Here is a 19,806-nt window from a genome sequence, read left to right on the forward strand (position 1 = left end):
TTTTATTTTACAGAAATTTGTAACTTTTTCATATTACATTCGTTGTTATAAGTGAAAGGAGGGAGATAATTGAAAAAACATGGTGTGAAAGTGTACGGTATTGTCATTACTGGCCCATCGAAAGAATTAGTAAAATTACAAAATTCTCCTCATGTTCGCGACGCTACTCTTGGAGATATTGAGTTTTGGAATTGGTTTAAGCGTCCAAGTGGTTCTCGTCACTAAAGTGAAAACAACCATTCGAAGTTGAATGGTTGTTTTATTATTACATCACTCAAAAGTAACATCGATCTGAATAACTTCCGACCGGCTCCCAAGTCTAAGCGGCGGACCCCAAAATCCGAATCCAGAAGAAACAATCGCATGAAATGTTTCCTTTTGTAAGTATCCCCAGTCCAGTTCATACATTCTTCTAGTAATAAGATGATTTGGTGCCATTTGTCCTCTATGCGTATGGCCCGATAATAATAAATCAACGCCAGATTCCGCTGCCTGTTTTAATTCAAACGGCTGATGATCCATCGCTATAACAGGAAGCGATTTATCTACGGTGCTCATTAACTCTTCGAAACTTTGACGATCTCGCTCCGTTTTATCTCTTCTTCCAACGAGATAAAAAACCTCTTCCATTTTGATTACTTCATCTAACATGATATGAATATCGATTTTCTTCATTTCTTGCAAAAATTCTGGAATGGCTCTTCCGTAATATTCATGATTTCCGAGTACTCCATACACACCAAGAGGCGCCTGCATTTGTTTCATCACTTGTCCCATGTTCTTTTTTATAAATTCTCCAGGATGGTCATCAATGATATCCCCTGGCAACAAAATAATATCGGGCTTCATTTCATTTACATGGTGCACGAGTCTTTTCAAATGAGAAACACCTGATAATTTGCCAAAATGCATATCAGACGCCATCGCAATGCGAAGCGTTTTCCGCCTTTTCGCTTCTTTTGGTATGTGAATTTCATACTTTCGAACAATCGGACTATATGCATTAAATGTTCCATAACCAAATATAAAAAGAAACATAATAAGGGTAACAATTCCTGTCCAAATAATAGCTGTATCTCTCGGCACCGCTACCAGTTGTAAGATAAATACTGCTATATCAGCTAGCGGCAGCAAAATAAGTGCATATTGCATTACCGCAAACCAATAGGAACCAATTGTCCTTAAGAACGGAAGGAATTTGAAAACCTGGACGATTACATACGCATATGAGAATAATGCAACTAACAAAGCATAATATCCCCAAGATTGCCAACCAAAACTTGTTTGAAGCCAAACCCATCCGTTCCATCCGATGTAGAACATCAGTAATGTATATAGAATCAAAATAGTAACTATATTAAAATATCGACGAATTTTCACAGCGTGCCTCCTTTTCTCTTTCTTTTATTATAACTCGATAGCTATTCAAACTATAAATATTACGTATCATGAACGACTAACAATTCCCTATCATTTCATAAAATGAAGCTTTAATTAGTTAGGATTTTCTTCCTCTCCCCCTAACCTCTTTGCTTTTGCTGAATGTTGTAGTACGTACTATCCAAAAAAGTTTGCTCATTTTAGGATACGTTTTGTTGAGCAGGGACATTTTCTTTTATTGCAAAGTTTCAATACCTTCTGCTATATTTAAAAAGAAACTAAAGGAAGTGCTACTTGATGAAACAGGCTCTAGTAATCATTGACATGCAAGAAATTTTCTTTAATTATCCTCAAAACTATTTATTTAACAATGAGCAATTAGTTACAAATATAAACGAACTAATTAAGCAAGCTCATGAAAAAAATGTACAAGTTATCTTTATTCAACATACGAGTCAAATCGAACAAGACGAACTTTTTGAAGGAAAAGATGACTGGAAACTTCATAAAAATTTATTCGTATCCCCTACCGATAAAATTATCCAAAAATCAAAATGGGATTCATTCTATCAAACTGAACTCTTAGATTACTTAAAGACCAATGAAATAGAACAACTTATTTTTGCAGGAGCACAGACGGAATTTTGTCTCGACACAACGATTAGAGCTGCCTTTAGTTTAGGGTATCAAAAAAATCTACTTTTCAAAGAAACACATAGTACAATAGATGGTGCTATTTTAGATGCGGGTGATATTATTAATCATCATCAATCGATTTGGAATAACAGATTCCTAACTGTCATTGATGGTAAAATAAAATTATAAATATAGAATTCTATTATAAAAATAAAACGAACCATCCTTATTTACGGACGGTTCGTTTTATTTTCCCTAACAGGTATCCATGTTTTATGCTTGCACTGCCTTTTCCCTTAACGCTCTTCTAAGTAGTTTACCAGTCGTATTCTTCGGCAACTCCTCCAAAAACTCGATACTCTTTGGCACCTTATATTTTGCAAGATGTAAAGAACAGTAATACGTTAACTCCTCTTCTGTTACCGCACCATTCTTCAGAACAACATAGGCGCGCACTGCTTCTCCTAAGTTTTCATCTGGAACACCAATCGCAACAACTTCCGCAACCGCTTCATGTTGATATAGTACTTCTTCTACTTCACGAGGATATACGTTATAACCGCCTACAAGGACAATATCTTTTTTACGATCAACAATATAAAAGTAACCTTCATCATCCATTCTTGCTAAGTCCCCTGTATACAGCCATCCATCACGAAGCACTGCCGCTGTGTCTTCTGGTGCATTATAATATCCTTTCATCACGTTTGGACCACGAACAATTAATTCACCTACTTCGCCTACAGAAACTTCTTCCCCAAGCTCATTCACAATTTTATTTTCCACATGCCAAATATTTGTTCCAATCGAACCTGGTTTACGCGGACGATCTAATGGATTAAAGCAAGTAACTGGCGAAGCCTCTGATAATCCATATCCCTCTGAAACAATAACATTAAAGCGATTTTCAAAATTTTTCAGGAGAGCAACAGGCATAGAAGCCCCGCCAGAAATACATAGACGAAGTGTCTGAACATCGTCTGCGCTTGCTTCCTCATATAAATATAAATAATTGTACATTGTCGGTACACCGGCAAATATTGTCGGTTCATACGTACGACAAATACGAAATACTTCTTTCGGACTAAACTTTGGTAGCATTAAAATCGTTGCACCGTTAACAATTGGGGCATTGACTGCAACGGTTAAACAAAACACATGGAACATTGGAAGCGCAGCAACAACGCGATCATCCGCAGTATATTGTAAATACGATGCTACATCGCTAGCATTACTATATAAATTTTTATGTGTAAGCATAGCGCCTTTTGGCTTTCCAGTTGTTCCTGACGTATACAAAATAACAGCTACGTCTTCTTCATTTAGCTCAGGACCTTCATAAGATAGGTCACCGGTTCCTATAAGGCTAGTAAACGTTTTCATTTTTTCGGTTTCTGTATGATTGAAATCTGCTGAGGTTTCACATATGATGATATGTTCAAGAGAAGGAAGTCTTGTTGTAAGAGATTGTATAACAGGTAGAAGAACGTCGAGTGTGATGATTGTTTTTACATCTCCATTTTGTAAAATATAATGCATTTCGTCTGCTGTATAAATTGGATTAATTGGAACGACAGTTGCTCCAGCTTTCATTGTTCCATATAAACCAATTAAAAAATGTGGTGAATTACCAACAACTAATGCAACATTGTCCCCTTTTCCAATGCCCATTTTTGCTAAATTACTAGAAAACTGCGTGACCATTTTATTTAATTGGTCATACGAGACCGACTGATCCATAAATATATAAGCCGGTTTCTCTCCTTTCTGTTTTGCTGTTTCAGCTAAAGATTGAACGAGATTCACACAAACCCCACCTTTATAAAATTTAGAAAATTTAAAAATTCTAAATACATTATATTAAAAGAAAATTAAACTAGCAAGTAACATTTAATTAACTGCATATAAATGAGCATTCATTCATTTTTTTATTAGAGACTCTATTTCTTGTTTTTATGCGCTTTTTTGCAACAAAATAAAAAACAGTCATACGGGCAATATGACTGTTTTTACGAGTTAAAAGAATAACGCTAAGAAATCTTCTTTTGTTATATTACCAAAGTAGCGTTTTACATCTACATCTTCTAAAGCCGCGGCAAAAGCTTCTTTATCAAACTGTACTCCTGTTAAACACTCTTCAATATCATGAACATCTTCCACGCCGAAGAAATCACCGTATACTTTACATTCAGTTACTGTTCCTTTTGTTACCTCTAGGCGAACATCAACTTGTCCAACTGGGAAACGGTGTGAATGTTGTAAGTTGAACTTAGGAGACTTTCCGTAGTTCCAATCCCAATTACGGTAGCGCTCTTCAGAAATTTTATAGATTTCTTTCCAATCTTCTTCTGTTAATTCATACGTTGGAATTTCTGTTTCTCCTTCAAAAATCGTCGCTAGAAGAAGCTGTTTAAATTCTTCCGTTGTCATTTTTTCATTTAAAAATTCCGTAATGTTCGCTACGCGGCTACGAATTGATTTAATCCCTTTTGATTGAATCTTATCCATTTTTACTTTGAGTGCAGATACAACGTGATCGATTTCAGAATCAAATAGTAATGTACCGTGACTAAACATACGACCTTTCGTTGAAAACTGCGCATTACCTGAAATTTTTCTACCTTCAGCTAAAATGTCATTACGACCGCTAAGCTCTGCATTTACACCTAATTTTCCAAGCGCTTTCGTAACAGGCTCTGTGAACTTTTTAAAGTTATGAAAACTATCCCCATCATCTTTCGTAATAAAGCTGAAGTTTAAGTTCCCTAAATCATGATATACAGCGCCTCCGCCAGACAAGCGTCTTACGACATGAATACCTTTTTCTTTTACATAATCAGCATTAATTTCTTCTACTGTGTTTTGGTTTTTTCCAATGATAATAGAAGGTTCGTTAATGTAGAACAAAAGGTATGTTTCGTTAATATCTAAATTTTTCACGCAGTATTCTTCAATCGCTAAGTTAATTGTTGGATCTGTAATTCCTTTATTATCAATAAATAACATCATATCTCACCTCATGAATTCCAAACATAACCGCTGTGCGCAAGCGTAATGCGGCCGTCAAAAATTTGTTTTGCTTCTTCTACTAAATCAGATATGTTTCCTGTGTGCGGCAGATGCGTTAACAGTAATTCCTTTACATTTGCATTCTTTGCAATATCCGCTACTTCTGTACTATTCATATGCCCTGCTTTTGCAGCTTCCTGATGTGCATACATATTACACTCACAAATAAATAAATCTGCATCTTTTGTAAATGGAATAAATTCAGGAATGTAGCTAGAATCAGCACTATATACGATAACGTTATCTCCTACCGTAATACGCATCGCATAGCATATAACAGGATGCACCGTCTTTAAAAATGAAATAGAGAACGGCCCAATCTGTAATGTTTCTTCCGGATTGTACACAATCCCTTTCGTGTATGGTGCATGTGTTAAGGAAGAGAATCCTTGCACATCAAATCCATGTCCATAAATCGGTAGTTCTGGTAATTGCCCTTTTGCCATGCTTGTAATTAATCTTGCATATTGCAATACTCCAATATCCGCAACATGATCGTGATGATAATGTGACAACAGAACCGCATCTATATCAGATGGTGTTATATATTTTTGAATCTGTGCTAGTACACCACTACCACAGTCAACAAGTAAACGAAAACCATCGTGTTCAAACAAATACCCCGACGTTGCTTCTCCCACTTCTGGAAAGCCGCCCCAAAAGCCAACAACAGTCATTTTCATATGTATCCATCCTTTCTAAACCACTAGAAATGCAGTATTCTTCCTCTAATGAGAAAGATTTTTACTTACACTCTACATTGTTAACTATAATCCATTTCCTAAACTTTTTCATTATTTTTCACTTTGTTATAAAACAGTTGTTGACATTTTATTTTTGTACTAATACAATGATACTAAGAAATGGAAATGGAGGGATTTACATGATCGATCAACCGATGGAATTTTTCAGAAATTTACCAACAAAAACGTGTGCGCACTGTGGGAAGGAAATTGATGAGCAACACGAAGCATATCATAATAAATGTGACGATTGCGTTCACGAAGAATAATAGTTTGTAAACATAAGAAAAACCTAGCAGACATTGTCTACTAGGCTAGTAACATCGTATTCTTCACCGTTGAACCTTTCACCAAGAGCTCCAGTTCAAACTCATACAATTCTTTTTTGCGATAATTTTTCGTATGGATTTTATCCATCATTAAATCAACAACTTTATGAGCCATTTCATCAATTGGCTGTTCAATCGTTGTAATACCCGGTTCTGTAATCTGTGATAAAATTTGATTATCAAAGCCAACTACAGCTAAATCATCAGGAATGCTCCAGCCATGGCGTTTCGCTTCTGCGATAATTCCAGCTGCGACTTCATCGCCTCCTGCCAAAATAGCGGTAGGATTTTTTTTGTCCTTTAATACTTCATGGAATATTCTTTTTCCATCTTCCCAAGAGAAAGCGTTTTCAAGAAAATCAATCGCTTCTACTTCTTTGCTCTTTTCAGTGATTGCACGTAAAAAGCCCATTTTTCGCTGTTGGCTCACTACTTTTGTTTCATTTCCACGGCAAAAAATAAGGTTGCGATAATCTTGTTCTAGCACATGTTTCGCAGCTATGTATGCCCCTTGTGCATGATCAAATTTAACCGTTGGAATATTTGCTTCTTCAATGTATTCATTACATAACACGATTGGACCGTGTTGTAAATATGGCTCCACGTTCTCCCATGGATTCTCAAGTGAACATAAGATAATACCATCAACTTGTTTTGTTGATAACAGTTGTAAGTATTCCATCTCTTTTTCTGGTAAATATCTTGTTTGACAAATAATCAGTTTATATTTATGTTCAGAAGCAGCAATTTCAATTGCTTCAATAAATCTACTGAAAAAAGGATTTGTAATTCTTGGAACAAGAACTGCAATTGTTTCTGTTTTCTGTTTACGAAGTCTTCTTGCTGCAGAATTAGGAACGAATCCCAAATGCTTCATCGCCAATTGAACTCTCTTTTTCTTCTCATCTGATACATACGGATGGTTGTTAATCACCCGAGAAACCGTTGTTCTTGATAACCCCGCTAATTTCGCCACGTCCTCGATCGTTGACACGAAATTCTCCCCCTTTGTATGAAAACGTTTTCTTAAGTAGATTATATAGTATATTATTGGAAACCGCAATACAGGCTCGCATGATTTTACTATATTAATATTATACATAGGGAAAAGTCTGTTATTTGCAGGAAGATTTGGCTCATATTTAGAACTTCACAATAAGGATATTTATTACATATGAAGGATGATATTTCATGAATCGAACAGATCGTTTACTTTCTATTCTCATTGAATTACAGAGAAAGCAAATCGTCACAGCTAACAGCTTAGCTGAAAAATTTGAAATATGTAAAAGAACAATATACAGAGATATGCAAGCACTCAGTGAATCAGGTGTCCCAATCTTTTCAATGCCTGGACAAGGTTATTCTTTAATGGATGGTTATTTCTTGCCGCCCATTCAATTCAAACCAGAAGAGGCAGTAACTCTTCTATTAGGAAGTGATTATGTCGAACAAAATCTCGACTCAGCTTTTTCTACACATGCAAAATCTGCTAAAGAAAAATTAGAAGCAATCCTCCCTTCTGAACAGCAAAAGAAGGTCAAGGATTTAAGAGGAACTTTTCGTTTCCTCTCCGGTACTTTCTCTCATCAAACATTTGCTCAAGAACAACTAGAGAAACAACTTCTTCTATTACAAGAATCTATTCAGGAACAACAATGTGTTTCTTTTTCTTATCGTAAACCGAATCAAAGTGAACAAAATAAACGTACGGTAAATCCTTATGGTTTAGTCAATATTTCAGGGATTTGGTACATTGTTGCCCATTGTCTACTTCGGCAACAAATACGTCATTTCCGTTTGGATCGCATGGACAACTTACAGCAAGAGCAAACGTTCTTTACTAAACCGGAGAACTTTTATTTACCAGACTATCAACCTGAAAATAATCGAACCATTATCATTCATTTATTATTTCCATCCCATATTGCACACAAAATTATTGAGTCTCGCTACTTTTTTATAGATTCCTATGAACAAAAAGATGATGGCTTTCATGTGCTTCTAACATCAAGAAGTATAGATGAAATATTTCCATGGGTATTGAGCTGGGGAAGCCAAGTAAAAGTGCTAGAACCGACTATTCTTTCTGAGAAACTTCGAGAAGAAGCAAAGAAAATGCTACAAATGTAATTTTTTCTTTCACTGCTGACATAATGGTGTCAACATCACTCGTTTATAGTGATCCTTAAGAACCACATTTTATAAAAGAAAAGGAGCTAATCCTATGAATCCAAATGTCATTTTAGAGAATTTTGAAAGTGTAGCAATGTATTACATAAAAGAATTAGAGAAATACTCCCTTGAACAATTGAGAAGAAAACCTTCCGAAGACGAATGGTCTCTTGGACAAATGTATAATCACTTACTTACAGCTTCAAATATGCAATTAGATGCCATTGCAAAGTGTACAACTGATTCTGCAACTATAGATGGTAAGAAAACAGAAATGGGTGAAAAAGTATATGCAATGGGTGCTTTCCCTTCAGTACAAATAAAAATACCTGATCGCCCTGGATACACGCCTGAAAATCCTACAGATAAAGAGGAAATTAAACAAGCATTGTTACAGATCATTGAGAAAATGAAAGGGATTGAGCCACAACTCCCTTCAATTCTAGCCAATTATAAAGTGGCACATCCAGGACTTGGGTACTTAAATGCTGTAGAGTGGTTTCAATTGATTTATATGCATTTCTCTCACCACCTTCATCAGAAGGAAAGGCTGGAGCAGCATATTATTCTAAAATAAGTGATACTTTATGACTAGAGATATAGTTGCTTATTAATTTAAAAGAACTCCTGGTGAATAAGAAAAAGGATTCCCTATATTTTAGGAATCCTCTTTTTGATCTGGAACAGAAGTAAACTAGTACACTTACTTAAAGATTATTTTCAAATTAATTTAACCTGATTTATCCCGCATTAACAGACAGTACCAATCCTTTTAGGCTAAGTCCTCAGTTACTAACATAGAACGGTTTTGAAGGCCTTTGGAACGCAGACTATACCCGACTACTTTTTTCTTGTATTGTTTGATTACATCAACGTGATCGTCGTAACTGTACACAGAAAAACGAACATCGGTTTTTCCTTTTTTCGTATTAATAACTACTGGAGTCCCACTGCTCTGTGGCGGAAAATAATATTTCTCTAAAAATATCGCTTCATTAAATTGATCAATAATTTGAATTTTATCTTTACCTTCTAATTGCTTTCCGTCGATGGTTACAGTGACAGCCGCATCACTAAGTTTTGGATGCAATTCAAATTTGCTGGAAAGCGACTTCACAACAGAGCTTGGAAGGCACGTCACTATTATTTTAAGACCACCGAGAATAATTAACATAACTATAAAATATGTCGTCATATTGTATCATCTCCATTACGTTCTAAATTAATATGATTACATTATTAATATTACCATAGTGTAAATGGTTATTTTTTGTACATTATGTGAAACTTGGTAACACAAAGAAACATACTAGGATTAGTGTGTTTTTCTATAATCTATAAATCCCCCCACTTATTCCACGCTTCCTTGGCATTTACATGATACATACTTTTATTCCGATCCATAAATCCATGAATGATGAATTCTCTTCTAATTGTACAAAAATCTTCATGATACTGTTTATTGAACTACTCCCACCTACCTCTACACGAGCTTGAGGTGGGGATCTTCTCGGTTAAAATGATAAAAAACCTAGAGGATCACTCCCCTAGGCTTCTATCGATTTTTCTTCTACTAAATTCCGAAATTGTCGCTTATGCATCCAAGTCAACGAACCAATTGTTCCAAGTGATAATATAACAATAAAGATTATTAATATCCCTGCATTTTGCCACATAAATCCGAAGTCTCCACTTGATACAACTGCTTTAAATCCGGATACAGAATATGTCATTGGTAACCAAGCGTTAAAGTGTTGTAAGAATTTCGGGATTAACTCAAGTGGGAATGTACCTGCGCTTGTTGTTAACTGCATAATTAATGTTAAAATCGCAATAAAACGTCCTGCATCTCCAAAAGCTGTTACTAAACATTGAATTAACGCAATAAATGCTAAGCTTGTAAGAATACTAAACAGAATGAAATATGGAACACTCTGTACTTCCACACCTAACCCTAGCAATAGCACTAAATCCGCTACTAAAGCCTGAATAATACCCACTGATAATAAAACACCAAATTTACTAATAAACCAGCTAAATCCTGATTTTGGAACACCAACTGTATCACGTAATGGATACACAATCGATAATAAAAGTGCCCCAACAAATAAACCTAGAGATAAGAAATATGGTGTAAATCCTGTTCCGTAGTTTGGAACCTCTGACATCTTCTCAGTTTGTACTTTCACCGGATCTGCAAACATATTATATGTTTTATCAGTTCCTTTTACCTTACCTGTTTTCTCAGCCCCCTCGCCGAGTTTTGTAGCGAGTTCACCTGTTCCATCATTTACTTTTACTAATCCATCTGTTACTTTTCCGGAGCCGTCTGCTAGTTTGTTTACTCCGTCGATTAATTGGCCAGATCCATCTGACATTTTATTTAGACCCCCATTTAGAGTGCCTAAACCATTTGTCACTTTATTTGATCCGTCTGCTAACTTGTTCACACCTGCTACTAATTGACCAGATCCATCTGATAATTTATTCAAACCTCCGTTTAGTTTACCTGCTCCATTCACTAGTTCACTTACTCCGATCACTAGTTTTGGACCATTTGCAGCTAATTGACTAATACCCTCATTTAGCTGCAGACCTCCTGTTGCTAATTTCTCTGCTCCAGTTGTCGCCGTACTTAATCCTTTACCAAACTCTTGAAATTTACCAACAAACTCATTTTGTCCTTTTGTTAATGCTTCAACACCAGCAACTAAAGTGTTTAGCTTCTCAGGATTTGGTAATTTCGTTTGTAACCCGTTTGTTGTTTCATTTACCTTGACCGTTAACTGGGATACCTCTTTTTTCAACTGAGTTGTTGCGCCTGCTACTTCAGCTGATTTCTTTTGAACAGTAGCTGTACTATTTGCAGCAGTTGTTATAAATGGCTTTAGCTTCTCTTGAGATTCTTGGGGTAACTTTTCAATTTGTTCTTTTAAAGCCGCTACATCTTGCGCTGCTTTGTTCGCATCACCTGCATTTGACTGCGCAACTTCATTTAATTGATTTACTTTTCCTTCCGATCGAGTAATTTGCTCATTTGCTTGTTTCAATACAGCTGGTACGTTCGTTTTCATATCTGATAATCCTGTTGCAGCATTCTGCAATTGGTTATTTAAATCTTGTAACCCTTTTTGAATTTTTTGTGCTCCTTGTTCCAATTGTCCTTGTGCACTACCAAGTTGTTTCATTCCACTTGAAAGGTCGGTAGTACCTTTTTGCAACTCACTAGATCCATCTGAAGCACGTTTTAAACCATCATTAAATTGAATTGATTTACCAGCTAGATTATTTAGCCCTTCATATAATTGCCCAGATCCATCTACTAACTGACCAACTCCATTTTTCAGTTCACCTGTTTTACTATTTAATAAGTTTAAACCACTTGATACTTGACCTGACCCATCTAGCAATTTACCAGATCCATCTACTAACTGGCCAACCCCATTCTTCATCTCTCCAGACTTCCCTTGCAGCGTATGCAAGCCCTCTGTTACCTTGCTAGAACCATCTTGCAATTCCACAGATCCATCATGTAGCTTATTCGCTCCATCTGCCCCATCTGCGAACCCTTTGGAAACATCTTTTATAGAATCAAACATTTTCTCTGCATACGTTTTTGTTAACGTATTAGATACTTCACCTTTAATTTTTTCAATAGCTGTTCCGCCGATTTGTGAAGATAAGAAGTTCAAGCTTTCGTTTGGAATATATTCTAAGTTTAATGGTCTTGGATTTTCTTTTAACAGCGTTGTCGCATTGTCTGAGAAATTTTCTGGAATCCGAACTAACATATAATATTTTCGATTTTCCATTCCCTCTTTTGCTGTTTTTTCACTGACAAACTCCCATTTAAAACTTTTATTGTCTTTTAATTCGTCGACTAATCCTTTACCAACTTCAATCGGTTTCCCATCAAATACTGCACCTTTATCAAGATTGACTACTGCAACCGGCAAATCATCTAATTGTTCATACGGATCCCAAAACGCCCATAAAAACATGCCCGCATATAAGAGTGGTACAAATAAAACAGCAATAATAGGTATTAAGATTTTTTTGCTTTTTATAATTTCCGTAAATTCCTTACCAAGCAACGTAAATCCTCTCATTCGTTTTCCTCCTCTTCGTTTATGACCGAAATGTTCAATCAGTCATTTTAGAGTAAATAAAAAGGTTACATCCTGTTCTACATATTACCTAACCCTAACTTTTATCCCGCTATTTGCGGACAGTAAGACCTCCGTGGAATCAACTTTCCATAAAAGACCGATTAGTGAGCGTTAATAATTAGCCGGGGATGAAGCGCACCTACTGATTAACGTTTCACCTTATCTCTATACTCTATGCACCTTTTTATTTTGAATGACTATTAAATTCATTTGGTCAACGTGAACGTATTCAAAAATTATCTTTTCACAACCTTACATACGTAATCTGATTTTTTCTCTACTTCCCCCTTTTGGACTTATGACCAATTTGTTCAATCGGTCATTTTTAACTATAATAAAAGGATTATCTTAGTTTGACAATCCCTTTAACAAATAAAGTTCAAATAATTCTGCAATTCTTTCCTTTTCTAATGGTTCATGATTCTTTTCCCAATCGAAAATAAGTGATACATATAACCGAAGCATGATAAACGCCGTAATTTCTGGATCACACTTACTAATTTCACCTTTTTCAATCGCAATTTCTAAATAAGATTGAATAACAGATACAATTTCAACATCTACTTGCTGCATAACATCTTGTACTTCTTTTGTTCCCATATCTCGCTCTTCTTGAATCAGTTTAATCATGAGCTGATGTTCTTTTCTAAATTCTAAGATGTTATATAATGCTCTATGTACATTTTCAAAAAATGAAACATCTGGACGAATTGCTTCTTTTGCAACTTGCTTCATTTCAGTAATTAAATTAGAAATAATTTCGCCAAATAATTCTTCTTTATTTTTGAAAAAAGTATAAATTGTTCCTTTCCCTACATTCGCTAATTTTGCGACTTGATCCATTGTTGTCGCCTTATAACCAAATGCTGAGAAAGATTTTGTTGCAGCTTCAATAATAGAACGTTTTCGATCGACAGCCACATCTTCACCTCCAAAAATGACCAATTGGGTAATACGGTCAATTAGTACATTTTTGATATTATCACGGTTTTCCATTGTTTACAAGTTCTCTTTTTATTTATTTCCAAGTATAAAACATTTAAATCTATACATCGACCTTTATTTAAGCTACCACTGTCATAGTGTATCAAAAAAAGGGAGAAAATGAAAAGGTAAAGAAACATAGTAAAATCCATTAGCAAATATTAAGCAACAAAAACAATATCTTTTATGAATTTTCCCTCTTTTTCAAATTATCAATTGAAAAAACAAGAAATTTTTTACAATTAGTAGTAATATAGAACATAGATATATTTATTAAAAATAGTGGGGGCTCTTTCAATCATGATACGTGCACTTAGCTTACATATAAAACAAGCCTTTTTAAATAAGATTTCTCTCACTCTCTTGTTTAGTTGGTTGATTCTTGTTTCAATTTATCATTATTTCTATATTTTAAAATATTTAGGAGGGGTACCTGACGAGCTTTTAGCAACGGCTTATAAATGGATTGGCTTTCGTGATGATGAAATGGATGTGTATTTGCTTTTAATGCCTGTACTAGCAGCACTCCCTTTTAGTACAAGCTATAACTCTGATCAAGCTGATAAATTTAAATCATTTGTAAGTAAAGAAGTTCCCTTTTTTCCCTATGTATGTACGAAATATATCGTTACCTTCCTAAGCGGGGGGCTTCTTTATATTCTCCCATTCGTATTTTCATTGCTTTTTTGTAAGCTGACAATCCAAGATGGTATTCCTACACCCGCCTTAAGTATTATAAAAGACAACGGTATGTTTGCATCATTGTATTTCTCTTCTCCAATTACTTATATTTCCCTATATATTGGGATTAATTTCTTGTTTGCTGGTCTTATGGCGGTATTGGGTCTCTCTGCATCCATATGGTCCAGAAAAGATTACATGGCAATTCTATTCCCTTTTGCTATAACCTCTCTACCATATGTTGTTTTAAATATCGTATTCCCTACGATTGGAGGAGCACCTATTCATTTATACGACCCAAAACAGCCGCTCCAAGGAATGTCGCCTTACATTTTAATCATGCAATGCACCGTATTTTTTGGAATTAGTTTATTTATGTATATGAAAGGTGTACAGAAAGATCGGAAAAAATATATGCGTAGACTTCAAAAAAGAATCCGGTGTAAAAAATCGATTCAAAAATCAGTTAGTATGTAATATAAAATATCCCACAGCAATTATGCTGAGGGATATTTATACTTAGGAAGCTTTTTTTAAATCAATTTGCGCAAGCACTGGATCATGGTCACTTACACGGCCATGTTCTTTCATAATGTTTGAATTTAAATGTACCGGATCGACAACTGTATGCGGTGCAATATTATTCGTTACTAAAATATGATCTAATACTTGTGCATTTCCGTCATGAATATACGTGTAACGATTTTCTTTCGAAACCGTTTCTAACATATCTTGCATGTTTTCTGCTTTTAATGCTTGCAGTGGTTTCGAGAATTCGAAGTCATTCATATCACCAACTATAACAACTGGTGCATTCACATCTCGTTTTTGAATTTCTTTTACAAAATTATTTGCTTCTTGTGCAAGCTGAATTCGTTTCTCTTCACTCTTTAATACAAGTGGTTGAATTTTCCCAAACGGCGTCGCATCACCAAGTTTTGAATTTAAGTGATTTGAAACAACGACGATATTTTGTCCTTGGAATGTAAACTCCGCAGCTAACGGTTTACGAGTATTATCAAACAGCGAATTTTCTTGTCCTATGCGCGTTGGATTTGTTTCTAACAGCTTTGGCTTATCTGCCAATTTCACACGTGATGGATTATAGAAGAAACCAACGCGAATGTTCGCTCCTGGCGCTCCTCCATCTTGATTATTTTGCGGAGCAACTTCTACATATTCATATTTTGGCCCACGAATCTCTTGCACAGCATCAATAATACGCTTTGCACTTAATGAAGCATCTGTTGTTCCATCATTGATTGATCCATTATTATCTTGCATTTCTTGTACACCAATAATATCTGGCATCTTTAAATTATATTTAATAGAATAAGCAATTGCTTTTACCTTTTCATCAGATGTTTCTTTTGCATTCGCTGAAAAGTTTTCAATGTTATATGTTGCTACTGTTAATTTTCCAAGGCGAGGCTGAATATTTGCCCCTACTTGTTTAAATCCACCATCTGTTACTGATGGTAATTCTGTTACTGGTGAAATTCGATACGCACCATAGTCATACCCGACTACACCTGTTATATCTCCAGTAAACTTGTCTCCTGCTTTCGCTACATAATCACGAGGTACTTTTAAAGATAGACGCTCTGGATTGAATTGGTTCTCGCCTAATAACGGCGTTCCATATTTCGTAGTTACTTTATCTCCACCATTTGCAATTGTTACATATAAATTCCCATTTTTCTGCGGTCCAACAATTTGAGGAGTCGGCATTGTAACACGCATACCTTCTAAACTCTCATAAAAGTCAATTGCATCCTCATTTGGATCGAATACACCAAATGCATCATTATCAATAATTTGATCAGGAATCTTTACGCCATTTTCACCTAATACAATCGCAGATGGCAATTGTTGATTATTTGCTTTCACAGCAATATTGCTTGCTTTAATTTCTGTGATGGATAAATCTGTATCAAATCTGTCAGCATATCCAGATCCAATGAACTCTTCGACTTCTCCATCAATTTGAACAAGATCTCCGGCAGCTACATTTGCCTCTTTTTTATATACATAAATCCCTTCTGAAGTTGCAGGATCATTATCAGGCTGCGAGTCTTGCATATAAAATCCATTCTTATCTAGCGCTGTTACAATACCTTCTACATTTCGTACTTTTTTCCCATTATAAGGAGAAATATGTGATGCACCTTGAATATCATGAATGCGAACTTGCTCATTTTTTACAACCGTAAAAGAAAAAGTAGCAACGGCTGAAGATGAAAGACCTTCTTTTACTCCAATTGCTTTTAGAACACTGTTTTCATTTAAAACAATCGGTTCATTATAACGAATACTTTTATTCGTAGGAACAGATCCATCTAACGTATAATAGATTGTTGCCCCTTCTGTATTTGTTGTTAATGTAACTGCCGTTCCCTTTGCAATTTCTCCACCATTTGGTGATGCAGTAACATCGCTAACACGATTTTCTGTTTCACCTTGAAATTTATATGCTGTTACTGACTTTAAACCAGGACTATTAAAATATAATTCAAGTGTCCCCGTTAAACGAACCTTCTTCCCGACATTTTCAGGATGATCCTTTACATTCACTGCTGTTCTCACGTCACCTTTTGGCAACTGAACAGGCATAATTTTCTCTGGATCCGTCTCATTTGGCGAATCTGCTATCGCTACATTCGTATCTCCAAACTTCGCTGGATCCTTTGTGTATGTAGATGTGCTTTGCGTATATCCAACAATATACCCTTCCACTACCCCTTTACTGCTTCCTTGCTGCTTAAACATTTGAATCGCATCCTGCACAGACAATGCAGAACGTTCTTCTGCTTTTACTAAAGTTCCAGTAAATGAAATCAGTAGTATAAATGATAGCAAGATACTTACTAGTTTCTTCAAATTCATCGTCCTCCCCTAATTTTAATATTCTCTTAGCATGTATTATCATAACAAAAAATTCTTTATAAAGAACTTAAAATTCGACAAATTTTACAAAAAATTAATCTCATACTTCCGTATGAGATTTCTATTATGATTCCCCTACTATTTTCTTACAGTATTCCATTCCTTTTATGGATTTTATTGACAGCTGATTTTCTTACAATATAAGTAAGAATCATACAGAAAGAAGTGAAGTGAAATGTTCCTCTATATATTCTGTAGCGTTTTGGTCTTATCTTTTCTCTACGACCTTATATTTGATGCAAATTCATTACCATCCATTGCGCTGAATGACCAACCTACTAAGCAACCTCGTGAGTATGAAAGAGAGTATTATAACAGCAAAAGCACTCTTAAAAGATTTATCTAGACTAAATTGTAAAAAGTCATGGCTATCATAATAATAGCCATGACTAATATTATTATGATAGCCTTTTACGTGTATCTAGGAAATGTGTAAGCTCTATATTATTTTTAATATGGTTATCTTTTAAATACATATTTAGTACCCTTATCATTTGAAGACAACTCACATTTAATATTTAATATCTCGCATGTTTCTTTAATTATTAAAACGCCTAGCCCTTGATGAGAGTCCCTCACATTGAACCCTATTCCATTATCTTGTATAACAATAGCACCATTTTCTATCATTACATGAATAGAACTCGCCTTTGAATGACGTTGTGTATTTTGAAATACATTATCAAGTACTCTTTCTATCCATAATTCGTTACTGCGCCAAACAAGTTTCTCATCCTTAACCATATATTTAATCTCTATATTTTTATTATTATATATATATGTCCATTTCTTAATTATTTTTTCCATTAAGTTTGCTATATCAACGTTTTCATAAATTATATAGGATTTTTTAACAGACTCTAAATCTTCTTGGTTCAATTGATTTACTAATTTTGAAATATACTCAATTTGTTGATAGAGCGATGAAACAGATTTTTCTTCCAGCATCCCATTCTTTTGAAACAAAAATAGCTCTAATCTCATTGCTGTTAAAGGTGTATTAATATCATGAGACAATTTATTTAAATACTCTTTTTTAAAGGATAACTCTGTGTTTAACATAAGTTCTTTATGAGCTAAACGATCAATTAGTATGTTGATTGATTCAGCTAGCCAACCAATCTCATCATTTTTTCTTACTGGTAACTTTTCAGGTAACTTTTTGTCTTGAGATATCTTTTTGATTGTTTTATTTATTTCGTTGATTTGTCGCAAAATATGATTAATTGATTTAGAAGATATTACGATTAATAAAATCAGTAATCCAAAGAACACTCCAAATATGCTTGAATAAATTAATGTTTGATTATACGGCTGTTCTAAGTGAAAAACTGTTGATATGACTAAATAAAGTAAAAACAGAATGAGGTTAGTTAGTAAATATAAAATTGGTACAAAAAAGACTATAGCTGCTAATAACAAGTAATATTTTTTCTTAAGACTCATCCGTGATTAAGGGTATTTAATCTGTACCCTTCTCCATGAACTGTTTCAATAATATCATTATTTTCATCCAAAATTTTCTCTCTGATTTTTTTAATATGAACATTTAATACACTGTTTTTAGAATACTCTAATGGCCATAAATAATTGAATATCTGTTCCCTAGTTAAAATTCTGTCTCTATTTTCATATAAGTAAAAAAACAGCTTCCTTTCTGTTGCTGTCAATTTTATTTCAGAATGTATGTTTTGTTTAAATATTTTACAACCAACTGCATCAACGTATATATTTTGAATTTGAGTAAATAAACCGTATTTATTCTTAAGTATCAAGTGTATCCTTGCTAATAGTTCACGTGGGTCAAACGGCTTTACCAAGTAGTCTTCTCCAAGAGATAACCCTTTTAATTTACTATCTATATCACTTCGGGCTGTAAGGAATAAAATCGGAAGTGAATATCCATTCGCCTTCAATTTCTCTGATATTTCATACCCGTTTTCACCTGGTAACATGATATCGATTATTATAAGATCAGCGTATTTTACTTCTTTTAGGACTCTTTGACCATCAGTTATCCAAAGTACATGATACCCTTCTCCTTTTAATATCTCTTGTAACATGGAACCGATGGCGTGATCATCCTCAATAATTAAAATAGTATATCCATTCATTAGCAAATCACCTCTTTGAATTGTACGATTGAATAGTCCAAAATTAACCAGTATTTAACTAAACTATATCACATGATAATTCATCGCCCTACATGAACTCCGATAATATTTTCCAAGTGCCTTTTAACATTTACCTATTTTGAAACACAAGAAACAATACAAAAAATAAAAAATACGTAATAAAAAGTATAAGAATTGGTCTTAACTTTATTTCCTTCATTTTCCTTACTCCCTTAAAAACTACTTCGTTAATAAGCAAAGCTATTGAGAAAATGAAACTAACCATAGAAATTATTAAACTTACTGCTGATAATACACCCATTAACAATCAACTCCTTTTAGTGAACTTATCTTTATGGTAATGGGTATTTATAAAGATTTTATTAACACTGAAATGATTATTTTTGAATTTCTTGTTAATTAATAAACGGTGTATAGCTTGCAAAGAAAGAGGATACTATGTCCTCATGTGGAACATAGTATCCTCTTCTAATTATATAAATACATTAAGATTGTTTTTCTCATTGTTCAATCCATTTCGTTTCAAACAATACACACTTTACTGTCACCTCTTAAAATA

16 protein-coding genes and 2 pseudogenes are annotated in these 19,806 nt (G+C 34.5%); 6 read left to right on the plus strand and 12 right to left on the minus strand.

The window, feature by feature from the left end; all coding sequences use genetic code 11:
- Positions 1-69: 69 nt before the first annotated feature.
- Positions 70-225 (plus strand): annotated as a pseudogene (locus ORL93_RS09005) (anti sigma factor C-terminal domain-containing protein); the annotation flags it as partial.
- 45 nt (positions 226-270) lie between these two features.
- Here ORL93_RS09005 and ORL93_RS09010 read toward each other — a convergent pair.
- Complete coding sequence (locus tag ORL93_RS09010; protein ID WP_265958922.1) at positions 271-1,380, minus strand: metallophosphoesterase; 1,110 nt, start codon at positions 1,378-1,380, stop codon at positions 271-273.
- 297 nt (positions 1,381-1,677) lie between these two features.
- Between ORL93_RS09010 and ORL93_RS09015 the strand changes: the two genes are divergently transcribed.
- Positions 1,678-2,205 carry an isochorismatase family protein gene (locus ORL93_RS09015; RefSeq protein WP_097794881.1) on the plus strand — a complete coding sequence of 176 codons (528 nt, stop codon included), beginning with the start codon at positions 1,678-1,680 and terminating at the stop codon, positions 2,203-2,205.
- A gap of 84 nt (positions 2,206-2,289) precedes the next feature.
- Here the strand turns inward: ORL93_RS09015 and ORL93_RS09020 are convergent, their stop codons facing one another.
- The 3 genes from ORL93_RS09020 to ORL93_RS09030 form a co-directional block, all read right to left on the minus strand.
- Positions 2,290-3,822, minus strand: a complete 1,533-nt coding sequence (locus ORL93_RS09020; protein WP_265958925.1) for a fatty acid--CoA ligase family protein — start codon at positions 3,820-3,822, stop codon at positions 2,290-2,292.
- A gap of 210 nt (positions 3,823-4,032) precedes the next feature.
- A complete protein-coding gene (gene lplA / locus ORL93_RS09025; protein WP_029427577.1) occupies positions 4,033-5,022 on the minus strand; it encodes a lipoate--protein ligase in 990 nt (329 codons plus the stop codon).
- 11 nt (positions 5,023-5,033) lie between these two features.
- Entirely contained in the window at positions 5,034-5,768 is a 735-nt protein-coding gene (locus tag ORL93_RS09030; RefSeq protein ID WP_265958927.1) for an MBL fold metallo-hydrolase, read from the minus strand.
- A 200-nt stretch (positions 5,769-5,968) separates the two neighbouring features.
- Between ORL93_RS09030 and yhfH the strand changes: the two genes are divergently transcribed.
- The gene (gene yhfH / locus ORL93_RS09035; protein WP_000567010.1) at positions 5,969-6,097 is read left to right on the plus strand and encodes a protein YhfH; all 129 of its coding nucleotides are present in this window, start codon (positions 5,969-5,971) and stop codon (positions 6,095-6,097) included.
- Between the two features lie 40 nt (positions 6,098-6,137).
- Here the strand turns inward: yhfH and ORL93_RS09040 are convergent, their stop codons facing one another.
- Positions 6,138-7,151: a LacI family DNA-binding transcriptional regulator gene (locus tag ORL93_RS09040; protein WP_003195828.1), complete on the minus strand. Its 1,014-nt coding sequence runs from the start codon at positions 7,149-7,151 to the stop codon at positions 6,138-6,140.
- A 197-nt stretch (positions 7,152-7,348) separates the two neighbouring features.
- Here ORL93_RS09040 and ORL93_RS09045 point away from each other — a divergent pair, with 197 nt between their 5' ends.
- A complete protein-coding gene (locus ORL93_RS09045) occupies positions 7,349-8,290 on the plus strand; it encodes a helix-turn-helix transcriptional regulator (protein WP_265958929.1) in 942 nt (313 codons plus the stop codon).
- A 94-nt stretch (positions 8,291-8,384) separates the two neighbouring features.
- Complete coding sequence (locus ORL93_RS09050) at positions 8,385-8,909, plus strand: DinB family protein (protein ID WP_265958931.1); 525 nt, start codon at positions 8,385-8,387, stop codon at positions 8,907-8,909.
- 195 nt (positions 8,910-9,104) lie between these two features.
- On the opposite strand, the gene ORL93_RS09055 is transcribed toward ORL93_RS09050, so the two are convergent.
- The 4 genes and pseudogenes from ORL93_RS09055 to ORL93_RS09070 form a co-directional block, all read right to left on the minus strand.
- Positions 9,105-9,527 carry a YfmQ family protein gene (locus ORL93_RS09055; RefSeq protein ID WP_018766587.1) on the minus strand — a complete coding sequence of 141 codons (423 nt, stop codon included), beginning with the start codon at positions 9,525-9,527 and terminating at the stop codon, positions 9,105-9,107.
- Between the two features lie 140 nt (positions 9,528-9,667).
- Positions 9,668-9,799: pseudogene (locus ORL93_RS09060) on the minus strand (DUF2087 domain-containing protein); the annotation flags it as partial.
- 80 nt (positions 9,800-9,879) lie between these two features.
- Complete coding sequence (locus ORL93_RS09065; RefSeq protein ID WP_265958934.1) at positions 9,880-12,441, minus strand: YhgE/Pip domain-containing protein; 2,562 nt, start codon at positions 12,439-12,441, stop codon at positions 9,880-9,882.
- A 408-nt stretch (positions 12,442-12,849) separates the two neighbouring features.
- Entirely contained in the window at positions 12,850-13,422 is a 573-nt protein-coding gene (locus tag ORL93_RS09070; protein ID WP_018766595.1) for a TetR/AcrR family transcriptional regulator, read from the minus strand.
- A 363-nt stretch (positions 13,423-13,785) separates the two neighbouring features.
- On the opposite strand from ORL93_RS09070, the gene ORL93_RS09075 reads away from it, so the two are divergent.
- Positions 13,786-14,643, plus strand: coding sequence for a hypothetical protein (locus ORL93_RS09075; protein WP_098161258.1), 858 nt, complete (start codon positions 13,786-13,788; stop codon positions 14,641-14,643).
- A 42-nt stretch (positions 14,644-14,685) separates the two neighbouring features.
- Here ORL93_RS09075 and ORL93_RS09080 read toward each other — a convergent pair whose 3' ends face one another.
- From ORL93_RS09080 to ORL93_RS09090, 3 genes are all read right to left on the minus strand, one after another.
- Positions 14,686-17,052 carry a DUF6359 domain-containing protein gene (locus ORL93_RS09080; RefSeq protein ID WP_265958937.1) on the minus strand — a complete coding sequence of 789 codons (2,367 nt, stop codon included), beginning with the start codon at positions 17,050-17,052 and terminating at the stop codon, positions 14,686-14,688.
- A gap of 519 nt (positions 17,053-17,571) precedes the next feature.
- Positions 17,572-18,558, minus strand: a complete 987-nt coding sequence (locus ORL93_RS09085) for a HAMP domain-containing sensor histidine kinase (RefSeq protein WP_018766598.1) — start codon at positions 18,556-18,558, stop codon at positions 17,572-17,574.
- Entirely contained in the window at positions 18,555-19,226 is a 672-nt protein-coding gene (locus ORL93_RS09090) for a response regulator transcription factor (protein ID WP_018766599.1), read from the minus strand. Before ORL93_RS09090 ends, ORL93_RS09085 begins: the two co-directional genes overlap by 4 nt.
- Positions 19,227-19,806: the final 580 nt, after the last annotated feature.

This window comes from Bacillus sp. DHT2 (assembly GCF_026241455.1).
GTDB classification, from domain to species: domain Bacteria; phylum Bacillota; class Bacilli; order Bacillales; family Bacillaceae_G; genus Bacillus_A; species Bacillus_A pseudomycoides.